General features: G+C 57.6%; 13 protein-coding genes. 5 read left to right on the top strand and 8 right to left on the bottom strand.

Annotated features, from left to right (window positions below; translation table 11 throughout):
- Nucleotides 1–2 precede the first annotated feature (2 nt).
- From DU506_RS10800 to doeA, 5 genes are all read right to left on the bottom strand, one after another.
- Nucleotides 3–1,475: a biotin carboxylase gene (locus DU506_RS10800; RefSeq protein WP_114486948.1), complete on the bottom strand. Its 1,473-nt coding sequence runs from the start codon at nt 1,473–1,475 to the stop codon at nt 3–5.
- Nucleotides 1,476–1,527: 52 nt separating this feature from the next.
- Complete coding sequence (locus DU506_RS10805) at nt 1,528–2,397, bottom strand: carbon-nitrogen hydrolase family protein (protein WP_114486949.1); 870 nt, start codon at nt 2,395–2,397, stop codon at nt 1,528–1,530.
- A 180-nt stretch (nt 2,398–2,577) separates the two neighbouring features.
- Nucleotides 2,578–3,051 carry an Lrp/AsnC family transcriptional regulator gene (locus DU506_RS10810; protein ID WP_114486950.1) on the bottom strand — a complete coding sequence of 158 codons (474 nt, stop codon included), beginning with the start codon at nt 3,049–3,051 and terminating at the stop codon, nt 2,578–2,580.
- A gap of 4 nt (nt 3,052–3,055) precedes the next feature.
- Nucleotides 3,056–4,072 (bottom strand): N(2)-acetyl-L-2,4-diaminobutanoate deacetylase DoeB, encoded by a 1,017-nt coding sequence (gene doeB / locus DU506_RS10815; RefSeq protein ID WP_114486951.1) that lies wholly within the window; start codon nt 4,070–4,072, stop codon nt 3,056–3,058.
- A gap of 47 nt (nt 4,073–4,119) precedes the next feature.
- Nucleotides 4,120–5,319 carry an ectoine hydrolase DoeA gene (doeA, locus tag DU506_RS10820; protein WP_114486952.1) on the bottom strand — a complete coding sequence of 400 codons (1,200 nt, stop codon included), beginning with the start codon at nt 5,317–5,319 and terminating at the stop codon, nt 4,120–4,122.
- Nucleotides 5,320–5,619: 300 nt separating this feature from the next.
- Here doeA and DU506_RS10825 point away from each other — a divergent pair, with 300 nt between their 5' ends.
- From DU506_RS10825 to DU506_RS10845, 5 genes are all read left to right on the top strand, one after another.
- Nucleotides 5,620–6,555 carry a 2-hydroxyacid dehydrogenase gene (locus tag DU506_RS10825; protein ID WP_114486953.1) on the top strand — a complete coding sequence of 312 codons (936 nt, stop codon included), beginning with the start codon at nt 5,620–5,622 and terminating at the stop codon, nt 6,553–6,555.
- A 221-nt stretch (nt 6,556–6,776) separates the two neighbouring features.
- On the top strand, nt 6,777–7,529 hold the full coding sequence (locus DU506_RS10830) for a hypothetical protein (protein WP_235825524.1): 753 nt from the start codon (nt 6,777–6,779) through the stop codon (nt 7,527–7,529).
- Complete coding sequence (locus DU506_RS10835) at nt 7,530–8,462, top strand: LysO family transporter (RefSeq protein WP_114486954.1); 933 nt, start codon at nt 7,530–7,532, stop codon at nt 8,460–8,462. It abuts the gene before it with no gap.
- A 106-nt stretch (nt 8,463–8,568) separates the two neighbouring features.
- Nucleotides 8,569–9,351, top strand: a complete 783-nt coding sequence (locus DU506_RS10840) for a ZIP family metal transporter (protein ID WP_114486955.1) — start codon at nt 8,569–8,571, stop codon at nt 9,349–9,351.
- Between the two features lie 100 nt (nt 9,352–9,451).
- Nucleotides 9,452–10,366, top strand: a complete 915-nt coding sequence (locus tag DU506_RS10845; protein ID WP_114486956.1) for a cation diffusion facilitator family transporter — start codon at nt 9,452–9,454, stop codon at nt 10,364–10,366.
- A gap of 140 nt (nt 10,367–10,506) precedes the next feature.
- Here the strand turns inward: DU506_RS10845 and DU506_RS10850 are convergent, their stop codons facing one another.
- From DU506_RS10850 to DU506_RS10860, 3 genes are all read right to left on the bottom strand, one after another.
- On the bottom strand, nt 10,507–11,244 hold the full coding sequence (locus DU506_RS10850) for an SDR family oxidoreductase (protein WP_114486957.1): 738 nt from the start codon (nt 11,242–11,244) through the stop codon (nt 10,507–10,509).
- A 68-nt stretch (nt 11,245–11,312) separates the two neighbouring features.
- The gene (locus DU506_RS10855; RefSeq protein ID WP_114486958.1) at nt 11,313–12,428 is read right to left on the bottom strand and encodes an alkene reductase; all 1,116 of its coding nucleotides are present in this window, start codon (nt 12,426–12,428) and stop codon (nt 11,313–11,315) included.
- Between the two features lie 143 nt (nt 12,429–12,571).
- Entirely contained in the window at nt 12,572–13,156 is a 585-nt protein-coding gene (locus DU506_RS10860; protein ID WP_114486959.1) for a TetR/AcrR family transcriptional regulator, read from the bottom strand.
- Nucleotides 13,157–13,168: the final 12 nt, after the last annotated feature.

Raw genomic sequence — 13,168 nt, forward strand, 5'->3', positions numbered from 1 at the left:
GCTCACAGTATCTTGAAGTTGCCACCGCCGATGGCATGGCTGACGGCAACTTCCTCCACCACAGGATCCTGCAATGCCTGTCCGGTGTATTGCTTACGGATGCCGTCTATCCATGCCTTGGCCCTTTCGGTCAGCTGGAAGTCATCATCCATCAACCGCCCCCGGGTGATCAGGATGCCCAGATCGGCCCCTTCATAGCGGAAGTCGCCGGGGCCGCTGATGCGCAGAAAGAAGGCTTCATGCTCGTTTTCCGCCGCATGAGGATGATAGCTGTAATGATCATAGGCGAGCTCGCCATTGTCATTCATGCGCCATAACCCGGTGCTCGGCGCCTGGGTCAGCAGGTCGACGCTTTCATCGGTATGCTTGATGACCAGCTGGCTCCAGCTGTCGACACTTTCGGGATGCGACCAGCGCTCGTTGATGTCGTCGATATCCAGGTCAAAGTCGACATCCGAGAATTCCAGCAAGTGGAACAGGAACAGCGGGATATCCGAGTGAGCGAAGGCGGCCACGTTGGTCAGGGAACTCGCACCGGTAACGCGGGGATTGAGCTCGCCTAGGTACACATCATTGGTGTCCATATCAATCAGAAAGTCGAGCTCGAAGTAACCGCGATACCCTTCTTCGCGCAGGGCTTCACCGAATTTGAAGGTGTACTCACGCGCCAGGTCGCGTACTTCCTGACTGAAAGCCCCGGCAAACATCTCGTTGCCGCACCAACCGCCCTTGTAGGGCGTCAGCGTCTTGAACCCTACAAGCTCGGTCATCAAGGGGCCGACCACCGTGCCGCAGCGCGTGGCGCAGGCTTCTATCGCCGAGCCGCGACAGTTGATGCGCTTCATGATCTTGACCTCGGGCTCGGCTTCGATCTCTTCGGCGTGCTTGTAGTAGTCCTCTTCATTGGCAATGAAGAAGGTGGTATGCCCGGAATCGCCGAAAGCGGTCTGCACCACCAGGTCGCTGCCCAGTTCCTGACTCACTTCACTGAGTTCCTGATAACTGCCCACCTTCGCCAGCACATTGGGCACGCTGGGCACGCCGGCTTTATTGCCGATGCGTACCGTCTCGATCTTGTTGTCCATCCGCTGGCGCAGTTCCGCCGGCGGAAAGGCAATCCGCAGTCCCAATTGCTCGCAGACTCTTTCAGTGTGCTCGTCGAACATCAGGAAGGCGGCCACCCCGGCATTGTCGCCGGCGGCGCGTGATTGAATGAAGTCGATCACTTCCTTGTGTTCAAGCAAATAGTTGTTGATGTCTTCGATGCTCTCGAAATCGCGGGGAAACTTCTCCTTGGGCACGAAGACGTTACGCTGCTTGCCTTCGAAGCAGTCGATATAGTTGATGTGGCGAAAGCCTCCCACCCAATCACCGATGCCCAGGAGATTGAAGTTGGTCGCGGAAATAAAATAGACCGGCTCCTTGTTGTTGCGAAAATGCCTACGAACATCCGCAATGGAAGTGATTTTAGTCATTATTCTCGCTCCTTCGGTGGCGGGTACTAAGAGGCCGTGTGGCAGGTATTGGCTAGAATGTGTCGGGGTCGGACCGTACCGGCTTGGCAAGCGGGCCCAATGTATCGAGAAAAGGTGAGGAGCCGTTTTCGCTACGATACAGCGAGAAATCCACTTCCCGATCGCGGAAACTCTTGAGCGGCTGGCCCAGACCGCGCAGGCCGGTTTCGCGTTCGCGGCGCACTCGGGTAAGGTCGATCTCAATCGGCATGATCTCTTCACCGATGCCTGCCTGATGGATTACGTCACCCGACGGCCCGACCACGATGGAACGGCCGTTACCCAAGGCGCCCGCACCATTGATATCGAAGAAATAGCACTGGTTGACCGCGGCATTGGTACGTGCGATCGAGAGCTCAATGTCCCGGTCGATGGTATCGGTCATGGTGGGATGAAGAATCACTTCAGCGCCCATGGCGGCCAGGGTCCGGGTGGTTTCGGGAAACCACATGTCGTAGCAGATGGACACCCCGAAGCGGCCTACCGTGGGTACATCGAAGACCACGAACTCCCTGCCGCTTTCCACCCCGGCTTCATAAGGGCGGAAGGGAAACATCTTGCGGTAACGCGTCACGATCTGCCCCAGGGGATTGATCACCACCAGTGTGTTATAGATATGTTCACCAACCTGCTCGAACATCGAACCGGGAATCAGCCAGATACGGTATTGCGCGGCCAGCTGACAGAACATCGCTTCGGCATCGCTGGGTAGCGGTTGAGCATGATGCGGCGAAGCGCCCATGGGCATCAATTCGCTGAACAGCACCATCTGAACCTGAGGAAAACGGTTCATCAGCACGTCGATACGGTGGCGCATGGCCTCGGTATTGTCGCCATGGTGCAGGGCATGCATTTGAACACCGGCAATGGTGAAATAAGACATTGATTTCTCTCTGCGTCAGGCGATCCGGCTGTTTTAACTTAGCTTGCTGGTCTGGAAAATTGTGTTCTGCTGGGTTAGTCAGTGGGTGGGGACTCACTTTCATCCTAAGCCAACGGAACGCTGAATTGGCGTTGACCATGCGTCTAGCTAAATCAGTCGCTACGATTTACCCGGGTAAAATCACATGAAATCCTCCGGGAGAACACCCGGCTCGGACTGTTTGACTGCTTTAGTAACGATGTAAGTGCAATAGCGCTCGATTCCCACTTCCGAAACCAACCAGCTATCGATCAGACGTTGATAGCTATCGATGGAGCGCGCCTCGAACTTGACCAGGTAATCCACCCCGCCGCCCACTGCCACGCATTCGGTGACTTCCGGGGTTTCCTGCACCATTGCCTCGAAACGCGAGAAGCTTTCGCTATTATGCGCCTTGAGCTCGATTTGTACCCATACCGTATTGCGCGGCACCAGCGCCTGGCTGTCGATACGGGCACTATAGCCTTGAATGATACCGGCCTTTTCCAGGCGGCGGACGCGCTCCCAACAGGGGCTGACCGAGAGATTGATCGCCTCGGCCAGCTTGGATTTGGTAATTCGCCCGTCCCGCGACAGAATTTCCAGAATCTTTACGTCATAACGATCAAGTTTCATTGGTTCAGGCGTCCAGAGACTCGACAATGGCGGCAATCACCGCCAGCGTATCGCCCATATTGATCAACGCCGGGCCGCGCCGGGCCATCAGCATGCCGTCACGCTCGGCGTAATAGGCCACCGGCGCGGTACCACTGCGGGTCATGTCGTAAACATAGGCGATCACCTGCCCTTTCTCGATCCTGTCGCCCAAGGCCACGGTCAGTTCCAGCAGCCCGCTGTGTTCACTTTGTACGTAGCAGCTGGCATCGGGCATATCCAGGTACACCTGCGGCGCGTCGGGCATGACCACCTCGCCTTGAGTGAGCCCGAAATACACCAGAAAGTTATCGATGCCGCGCTGGGTAATGGCGATGCTTTGCGGTGTCGAGGTACCCACGCCGCCCAGTTCGGTGGCAACGAAAATCTTGCCCTGGCGCTCGCAGGCGGTATCGAACAGCCTTTCGGCATCCAGTTCGAACATCACCATGGCATAGGGAGCGCCGAAGGCCTTGGCGCCTTCCAGAGCTTGCTGCTGCTGGTGCTTGTCATCCAGCACATGCGAAGCGGCGAACGGCAGGATATCCAGCGTCCGCCCGCCGGAGTGCAGGTCGAGCACCACATCGGCCAGCGGAATCATTACCCGGTTGAAATAATCGGCGATCTGGGCGGTGGGACCGCCATTGGGGTCGCCGGGGAAGCTGCGATTGAGGTTGCCACCATCCATCGGTGAGGTGCGTTTGCCGGCCATGGCGGCGGGCGTGTTCATCATCGGTACGATAATCACCCGACCGCTGACGTCTTCCGCCTTGAGGGTCGTGGAAAGCTTCATCAGGGCAGTAATGCCTTCGTACTCGTCGCCGTGATTGCCCCCGGTCAGAAGCGCCGTCGGGCCGTCGCCGTTCTTGACCACGGTGACGGGAATCATCACCGCGCCCCAGGCGGACTCATCGGTGGAAATCGGTAGCTTGAGAAAGCCGTGCTGCACACCGTCGGCATCAAAATCAACCGTGGCGGAAATCGGGCTGGGTCGCTTGCTCATAATAAGATCCTTGTTGGCAGGCAGTACTTATTTCACTTTACTCATCTTCACTTCACAAACAGCTGGCGCGGAAAATTGGCCAGCGTTTCGACGCCGGTTTCGGTGATAAGAATGCTTTCGGTAATTTCCAGCCCCCAGTCTTCGACCCAGAGCCCCGGCATGAAGTGAAAGGTCATGCCGGGCTTTAACACGGTTTCATCCGAGGGGCGCAAGCTCATGGTGCGCTCCCCCCAGTCCGGGGGATAGGAAATGCCGATGGGATAACCGCAGCGCGCTCCGCCACGGTCGAAGCCGTATTTATCCATCGCCGCGCCCAGCGCCATGGCGATATCCGCGGTGCGGTTGCCCGGCTTGGCCACCGCCAGGCCGTTCTCGATACCTTCCAGCAGAGCGGACTCGGCCCGGATGAAGTCTCGCGGCGGCCTTCCCAGAAAGACGGTACGCGACATCGGGGCGTGATAACGCTTATAGCAACCGGCAATCTCGAAGAAGGTGCCTTCGCCTTCGCGAAAGGGAGTGTCATCCCAGGTCAGATGGGGGGCGGAAGCATCCGCGCCGGTAGGCAATAACGGCACGATGGCCGGGTAGTCGCCACCGAACACCTTGCCGTCTTCATCGGTCCAGCCTTCGATGCCGACACGATAGATTTCCGAGACCAGCTTGCTCTTGGGCAAACCGGGCTCGATCACTTCCAGAATGCGCGAGTGCATGCCTTCGACAATCTTCGCCGCCACGCGCATGTACTCCACTTCCTGGGACGACTTGATTGCCCGACACCAGTTGACCAAGGCATTGGCATCCAGAAAGCGTGCATGAGGAAGCTCGCGCAACAGACTCTGGTAAGCCTTGGCGGAAAAGTAATAATTGTCCATTTCCATGCCGACCACCCCGGTGTGCCAACGCCGGTCGGGCAGGATGGTCTGCGCCAGGTAATCCATGGGATGCATGTGCGGATTCTGCACATAGTAATCCGGATAGTAGGTAATATTTTCGGGATCCATCCAGCAGGTACGCAGCGCGCCGTTGGCATCCATCCGGCGGCCGTACCACACGGGCTCACCTTCCAGTCCTACCAGTACACACTGGTGTACATAAAATGACCAGCCGTCGTAACCGGTCAGCCAGGCCATATTCGAGGGGTCACTGACAATCAACACATCAATGCCTCGGCCGGCCATCTCAGCTCGCACCTTCCATAGGCGGGTGGCGTACTCCTCTCGAGTGAAAGGCAGGGAAACCTGAATCATGGGCGACTCGCCATTAAAAAATCATTCAAGAACCGGGGAACACCAATTGCCGCCGGGCCGGAGAATCGACTGGTAGCCCCGAGCAGCCTGCCGTAGCACGCCCGGCAGCCCCGCCAATGTCGTATTGGCCGATACTAGCACCCACCCTTGGCCAGTGGTCAAAGCCTTTGTATCAAAAGATGAATAAAGCCGAGTTACCCCGCCAAAAAGCGCTTCGAGTGGTTGCACTCGACAATGGGGCTCACCCATCATGGGCCATAAACCCTTACGTTCATTACCTCTTGAAGGAGAGCCTTCGCCATGAAGATCCTTGTACACATCGACGAAGCCGAAGCTTGGCGCGATGCATTGGCCGAGCGTCTGCCCGATGCGCAGGTGATTACCAGCGACGCCCCTGCCGAGCAACGTCGAGACATGGACTACCTGGCGGTATGGAAGCCCTCTGAACAGCTGCTGCGCGAACAGACGCAGCTCAAGGGAATCATCAACCTGGGCGCGGGCGTGGATGCCCTGCTGCGCAACCCGGGCCGCCCCAGCGATGTACCCATCGTCAAGCTGCGCGATGCCGGCATGGGCGATCTGATGGTGGACTACGTGCTCTACGGGGTGCTGCATTTCCAGCGCAATTTCGACCTGTATCGCGCCCAGCAACAGCAGGCGCAATGGCACGAAATCACGGTTCCCGACAAGGCCGACTGGCCGGTGGGCGTGTTGGGGTTAGGCGCTATCGGGCGCAAGGTCGCCACGCGTCTGGCAGAGGAAGGGTTCCCGGTGATCGGCTGGAGTCGTTCGCCCAAGCAGCTCGACGATGTCGATGCCGTTCACGGTGATGACGGCTTGAACCACCTTCTGGAAAACGTCAAGACGTTAGTCACGCTGCTACCGGATACCGCCGAGACCCGTGGGCTGCTCGATGCCCAGCGCCTCGCACAGTTGCCCGAGGGCGCCAGCCTTATCAACCCGGGGCGTGGCAGCCTCGTCGATGAGCAGGCATTACTCGATGCCCTGGGCACCCCCTCTTCCTCCGGCCATTTGCGCGGCGCATTGCTGGATGTCTTCCAGGAGGAGCCTTTGCCGCAAGACAGCGAGCTGTGGCGACACCCCAATGTCATCATCACGCCGCACATGGCCGCCCCGACACCGCTCAAGGAAGCCGTGGAACAGGTCGCCGAGATGATTCGTCGCTTTGAAGCCGGGGAATCCCTGGAGACGGTCAATCGCGACGCCGGTTACTGATTCCCTTGCCAATGGCGGTATACTCGATGGTTCGGCAACGCTTGGCCGTTATCGCTAACCAGTACCGGCGGGCTCGGAACCAAGCAAGCGCCACAGGTTCCTATGCTTATCAATAAAGTCTATCAATAGAACCTATCAATAGGCTTCTGTTGCTGCCTCGATCGTTGCCTTTGAAGATCGTCATGTCTGAACCTGCGTGAACCGTTTTGGAGCAAGTGCCATTGGCTAATTTTGCTGTGTCAGCATCCCGGCTATCGACTCGCTTGTTTCGAGTATCGGCGCGCGCCTGGGTCGCGGTTGCATTTTTTACGCTCTTGAGTGGTGTGGGGGCTAGCGTGGCCCAGGCCGCCACCCACACCCAGCAAACGCCCTTGGCCGAGCCAAAGCCGTTCGAAGCGCAGTATCGCTTTGAAATGCGCGGCTGGCCAAGCGCCACCATCACTCACCAATTCACCCAGGAAGGTAACCATTGGCTCAGTGACATGAGCTTCTCGGTGACAGTTGCCAAAGGAGCTGAACGCAGCCGTTTCGTCGTCAATGAAGACAGCGTGCATTCACTGATTTACAGCAGCAGCTACGCCTTGTTCGGCATTGGCGAAACCTACCAGCTTGAAGAAGCCGAGATGCTCCTGCCGGACCGCCAGGCCGCCCTGTTCGAGCTTTCCCGCCAGGCGGGCAACCAGGGCTGCGTGATAACCTCACCTTGTGAAATCAACTACCTCGACCACCGTGGCCGCGAGGAACAGTTCGTGTATTATCTCGTCCAGCGCGGCCCGATCAGTTTGCCCGCCGGTGAGTATGATGCGGTCACCGTGGCGCTGGTCGACGCGGAAAAGCCCGATCGTAAGCTGCAGCTCAGCTTCCATCCCGATTTTCCCGGTTTGGTGCTGTCCGCCGACTATCGGCGCGAAGGCCGCCGAGAAACCACGCTATCCTTGACCCACTTCCAACCCCAGGGGGGCGCTACGCCCTAAATGCTCTCCGGTCTTGTCATCGTTCTTTTACCTCTAGTGTTGGGTTATCTGGTAGCGCTGCGTTCCACCGCCGTACTCAACATCGTCAATCAGGCAGTCAATCTGTGTGTCTATGCCATCCTGCTGTTCATGGGCATCAGTCTGGCGGGGTTGGAAAACCTGGCCAGCCAGCTATCGCGGCTGGGCGGGCAGACGCTGATTCTGTTCAGCGTGACCACGCTTTTCAACCTGGCGGCCCTGTGGTGGCTTTCGCATCGAGTCGCGCTGCGTGGGGGCACCTCGCCTGTGGTGAAAAACGCCCCGACCAGCAAGCTGGCCGCCATGGCGGGTTCACTCATGCTGGTCGGGGTGGTCGCCGGGGGGGTAGGCGCAGGGTTGATGCTCGGCCCATGTGTAGGCCCGGGCCTTTTTCATGGCGCGGAAACCCTGGCTGAGTGGACGCTTTACCTGCTACTGGTCTTGATTGGCTGCCAGTTACGCAACTCCGGCATGCCGCTCAGGCAGATACTGCTTAACCGGTTGGGGCTGGTGATTGCCCTTACGTTGGCGGCAAGTTCGCTGCTGGCAGGGCTGGTGGCAGCGCCGCTGCTGTCGCTTTCCTGGAATGAAGGTCTGGCCATGGCCGCCGGGTTCGGCTGGTATTCGCTCTCCGCTATCCTGATCGGTGAACACCTGGGGCCGCTCTTGGGCGGGGTGGCATTTTTCAACGACCTGACCCGTGAACTATTCGCCTTTATCCTGATTCCTCTGGTCATTCGCCGCTACGCGGCACTGGCCATCGGTTACGGCGGCGCCACCTCGATGGATTTCACCCTGCCGGTGATTCAACAGCACGGCGGCGTGGCCTGCGTGCCGGTAGCCGTGGTCAGCGGTTTCATACTCTCGCTGCTCTCCCCGCCGTTGATCCTGTTTTTTCTATCGCTTTCGGGTTGATGGGGGGTACTTGTTGGACGAGGTCTGCCGCCCGCGTGTAAAAATATCAACAACTACAGGCATTACGCGTCTTCGTTGAATATTGGCCTATTTCAAGGATGACTACATGGAAACTGCCTCACCGATTGTTCTGGCGTTTCTTGGCAGCCTGGCAGCCGGGTTGCTCACTGCGGTTGGGGCACTGCCAGCCTTGTTTGGCAAGGTGCCTGGCCGCGCTTTCCGCGATCTGGCGCTGGGCTTCGCGGCCGGGGTAATGCTATCCGCGTCCTTTTTCTCCCTGATCATCCCTTCCCTGGAAGCATCAGAGCTACTCTACGGTGGTAGTGCCTTGCCAGCCGTCATTGCTTGCCTTTCGATTCTGACGGGTATTGGAGCGATTGCCCTATTGAATGAGCGGCTTCCCCATGAACACTTCCAGCAGGGCCGAGAAGGACCCGAGGCCGCTTCACTTCGCCGAGTGTGGCTATTCATCATCGCCATTACTATTCACAATTTTCCGGAAGGGCTTGCGGTAGGCGTCAGCTTCGGTGCTGGCGGGTTCGAAAAAGGATTGCCATTGGCGATAGGGATAGGTCTTCAGAACATGCCGGAAGGTCTGGCGGTGGCAATTTCTCTGCTGGGCGAGGGGTACTCCAAATGGAAAGCGTGGACAATCGCCTCATTGACAGGCCTGGTCGAGCCAATCGGTGGTTTGCTCGGAGCGAGCATCGTGAGCATATCCCAACCGTTTCTACCTTGGGGCCTGGCTTTCGCCGCCGGGGCCATGCTCTACGTTATCAGCCACGAAATCATTCCCGAAACCCACCGCAACGGCCACCAGAACAAGGCGACGCTCGGTCTTTCCATCGGTTTGGTCATCATGCTATTTCTCGACGCTTCTCTTGGGTGATGCGAACTACCTAACCACTGCCATTCTCCCCCTGGGGCCAAAGCAGAATCTGAATCGGGGCAGAGCGAGCAGCTTATGAAAAACTAAGCGAGGAAAACGCATGGGACATCATCACGATCACCATCTCATTGATCCCGCCTCTGGCGACCGGCGTGTGACCATATCCATCTGGGCCAACGGACTTTTGACAATTGCTCAGATTATCGGCGGCATTCTGTCGGGCAGTCTCGCCTTGATCGCGGATGCGCTGCATAACTTCTCTGACATGGCGGCGCTTATCATTGCGTTTGCCGCCCGCAAGATAGCCAGGCGGCCGGCAGACGCGAAGATGACATTCGGCTATGGCCGCATCGAGATTGTTGCGGCGCTGATCAATTACACCACGCTGATTCTCGTTGGCCTCTACCTGATTTACGAAGGCGCCATGCGCATGATCGACCCGCCGGAGATTCAAGGCTGGGTGATCGTTATCATCGGCGGCGTGGCACTGGCCGTCGATACGCTCACCGCATTTCTCACTTGGTCGATGCAGAAACATAGCGTTAATATCCGAGCCCTTTTTCTGCACAACCTGTCCGATGCGTTTGCGTCGATCGCCGTGATCGTGGGGGGAACACTGATCCTGTTATACGATGTACGCTGGGTCGATCCAGCGATTACGATCGGCATTGCGCTATACATTCTCTATCTCGCCTTTACCGAGATTAGTGGCCCTATTCGTACATTGATGCTGGGCTCGCCGCCCGATATCGACGGGCAGGCGGTCATTGACCTGATGCGCGATGTCGATGATGTAAAGGACGTTCATCACGTTCACCTATGGCAAATGCAGGAGAACACCGCCGCCCTTGACTGTCACGTGGTGATCACAGAGGCTGGCTGGCAGCATCTTGAAGCGATCAAGGCGGATATCAAAACGCGCCTAAAAGAACATTTCGGTATTGAGCACTCCAGCCTGGAGTTTGAGCATATCGACTATCCTCATGAGAACGTCAAACTCTATGGGCACTGGTAATTTTACAAGCTTGGCCTCACCAGGCCGGCCCCGCTTGTAATTATTTTCAGCACGTGAGGAGTTTGCTTGCACAAAAAAACCTAATGCCTCAAGACATTAGGTTCAAAAGTAAATTAATTAAAACTAATTCACATGCTGCGTTACAGCTGTTGCTGCGTCGGGCGGATGATCAGTTCGTTGACATCGACATCGGCGGGTTGCTCGATGGCAAAGGCGATGGCGCGTGCAATCGCATCGGCGTCGATCGCCATCTCGTAGAGTTCGTTGACACCCTGCGCCGTCTTGTCATCACTGATGGTGGTGGTCAGTTCGGTGGCTATCGCCCCGGGGGAGATATTGGTCGAGCGAATCTCGCCGTTGGATTCCTGGCGCAGCCCTTCGGAAAGCGCCTTGACCGCAAACTTCGTCGCGCAGTAAATCGCCGCGGCGGGAAACACCACATGCCCCGCCACGGAAGACAGGTTGATCACATGGCCGGAATGCTGTTCGCGCATGGTCGGCAGCACAGCAGCAATGCCGTACATCACGCCCTTGATGTTGACATCGACCATCTGCTCCCACTCGTCGACCTTGAGCCGGTTGAGCGGTGACAGCGGCATCACGCCGGCATTGTTGATCAGCACATCGATGCGCCCGTAGGTATCTTTTGCCGCCTGAGCCAAGGCTTCGACCTGCTCGCGCTTGGTGACGTCTGTCACCCGGTAGATTGCATCACCGCCCTGCTCATTGATCTGATCAGCCAGGGCTTTCAAACGATCTTCACGGCGTGCGGCGAGTACCAGCTTGGCACCCCCCTTGGCCAAACGGTGTGCGGCAGCTTCGCCCAGGCCGCTGCTGGCACCGGTGATAATGACGACTTTTGCGTTGATCTCGGACATGAAATCTCCTTACAGAAATGAAATGTAGTGCATGAATGATAAAAGACGTTGACCCGCTCTGGCCTCCTTCATGAAGGGCAGGTCTCGTTCAAGAAGGGATAGTCGGTATAACCGTGCTCATCGCCTCCGTAGAAGGTGCTGTCGTCCCACTCATTGAGCGGGGCATTGCGCCGGAAACGTTCGGGCAGGTCGGGGTTGGCAATGAAAGGCCGCCCGAAGGTCACCAGGTCGGTCTTGCCGGCGGTGATACGTTCCCGGGCTTCGTCGGCAGTGTAGTTGCCATTGGCAATGTAGGTACGCGAAAAGACCGCCTGAATGGCTTCGATGACGCTTTCGGGACGGCCGTTTGCGTGGTTGCCCTGGAAGGAGTCTTCCACCACTTCGATGAAAGCGATGCCTAGCGCATCCAGCTTCTTGGCGAAGGCGGCAAATGTTTCCTCGGGATTATCGTCCTGCATGGCGTTGAAGCTTCCGGTGGGCGATACCCTCACACCGACGCGCTCGGCGCCCCACACATCGACCACTGCCTGCACGACTTCCAGCGGCAGGCGCAGGCGATTTTCGAGTGAACCGCCGTAGTCGTCATCGCGCTGGTTGCTGCCGCTGCGCAGGAACTGATCAAGCAGATAGCCGTTGGCGCAATGCACCTCCACCCCATCGAAACCGGCCTGCTTGGCATTTTCCGCGCCTTTACGGTACTGGGCGACGACGTCGGGCATTTCCTCAGTTGTCAGTGCGCGAGGGGTGGGGATATCCACCATGCCCGAATCAGCGCTGATAAAGGTCTTGGCGCCTTCCGGCTTGATTGCCGAAGGGGCGACCGGCAGGGCATTGTCGGGCTGAAGCTCAGGGTGGGAAATACGCCCCACGTGCCACAGCTGCAGGTAGATGCGCCCGCCTGCCGCGTGAACGGCCGAGGTTACCTGGCGCCAGCCTTCAATCTGAGCTTGTGAATGAATGCCTGGCGTGAAGGCGTAGCCTTTGCCCTGGGGTGAGACCTGGGTTGCCTCGGCGATGATCAAGCCGGCGCTTGCTCGCTGGCGATAGTATTCAGCATTCATGGCAGTGGGCACATCGCCGGGCTGGGCGGCACGCGAACGCGTCAAGGGCGACATCAATACCCGGTTGGGCAGTTCTAGATCGCCTAGTTTGAGCGGCTGAAACAATACGTCTGGTGTTGCCATGAAAGCCTCCTTGAGGTGGTTCATGAATCATTTATGTTAGACCGGTCTACTAGAGAGTAGACGATAAACGGTGCCTACCCAAATCCTTCAGGCACCAGGAATGGTATTTAACGAAGCTGTGTGCCTTCAACGAAGGAATAATGTCAGGGTTTTAACAGCTGGCTGAACAGAATATCTTCAAAACGCTGCATGGGCGTCACCGACTTGAGTGTCTTGGCACGCAGGATGGCGCCTTCCCAGCCGGCTAAAATGAAACTTGCCAGGTCGTGGGTATCGATATCAGTGGCGATCTCACCGACGGCCTGGGCATCGTTCAAGCAAGTCACCAGGCGATGTTCCCAACGCTGAAAGACTTTATCGAGGGTGTCACGAAACACATCGCTTTGTCCGGCCAGTTCCTGGCCTAGGTTGCCGATCAGACACCCACGCACATGGTCACAAGTGAGCATGTCAGCGCGCCCGGCAGCGAAGTAACGCCGCAGTCGTTCCAACGGCGTTACCGAGGCATCCTCCAACAGCTGCGCCAAGGTGTCATCGTATGCCGCGGAAAAGCTTACGATCACCGCCAGACCGAAATCTTCCTTGCTGGAAAAATAATGGTAGAACGACCCCTTGGGCACACCGCTCGCCTTGAGCACCGCATTGATGCCGGTGGCGTTGTAGCCGTGCTGAGCAATCAACTCAGCACCTGCCTCAATCAACCTGTCACGAGTGGCGGTCTGCTTCATGCCAGCTGGTTT

The sequence above is a fragment of the Vreelandella rituensis genome, from assembly GCF_003336665.1.
Taxonomy (GTDB): Bacteria; Pseudomonadota; Gammaproteobacteria; order Pseudomonadales; family Halomonadaceae; genus Vreelandella; species Vreelandella rituensis.

What these genes read in the sequence shown, in the direction of transcription:
- DU506_RS10800 (WP_114486948.1), bottom strand. Translation starts at nt 1,475, where the DNA reads ATGACTAAAATCACTTCCATTGCGGATGTTCGTAGGCATTTTCGCAAC.
- DU506_RS10805 (WP_114486949.1), bottom strand. Translation starts at nt 2,397, where the DNA reads ATGTCTTATTTCACCATTGCCGGTGTTCAAATGCATGCCCTGCACCAT.
- DU506_RS10810 (WP_114486950.1), bottom strand. Translation starts at nt 3,051, where the DNA reads ATGAAACTTGATCGTTATGACGTAAAGATTCTGGAAATTCTGTCGCGG.
- doeB (WP_114486951.1), bottom strand. Translation starts at nt 4,072, where the DNA reads ATGAGCAAGCGACCCAGCCCGATTTCCGCCACGGTTGATTTTGATGCC.
- doeA (WP_114486952.1), bottom strand. Translation starts at nt 5,319, where the DNA reads ATGATTCAGGTTTCCCTGCCTTTCACTCGAGAGGAGTACGCCACCCGC.
- DU506_RS10825 (WP_114486953.1), top strand. Translation starts at nt 5,620, where the DNA reads ATGAAGATCCTTGTACACATCGACGAAGCCGAAGCTTGGCGCGATGCA.
- DU506_RS10835 (WP_114486954.1), top strand. Translation starts at nt 7,530, where the DNA reads ATGCTCTCCGGTCTTGTCATCGTTCTTTTACCTCTAGTGTTGGGTTAT.
- DU506_RS10840 (WP_114486955.1), top strand. Translation starts at nt 8,569, where the DNA reads ATGGAAACTGCCTCACCGATTGTTCTGGCGTTTCTTGGCAGCCTGGCA.
- DU506_RS10845 (WP_114486956.1), top strand. Translation starts at nt 9,452, where the DNA reads ATGGGACATCATCACGATCACCATCTCATTGATCCCGCCTCTGGCGAC.
- DU506_RS10850 (WP_114486957.1), bottom strand. Translation starts at nt 11,244, where the DNA reads ATGTCCGAGATCAACGCAAAAGTCGTCATTATCACCGGTGCCAGCAGC.
- DU506_RS10855 (WP_114486958.1), bottom strand. Translation starts at nt 12,428, where the DNA reads ATGGCAACACCAGACGTATTGTTTCAGCCGCTCAAACTAGGCGATCTA.
- DU506_RS10860 (WP_114486959.1), bottom strand. Translation starts at nt 13,156, where the DNA reads ATGAAGCAGACCGCCACTCGTGACAGGTTGATTGAGGCAGGTGCTGAG.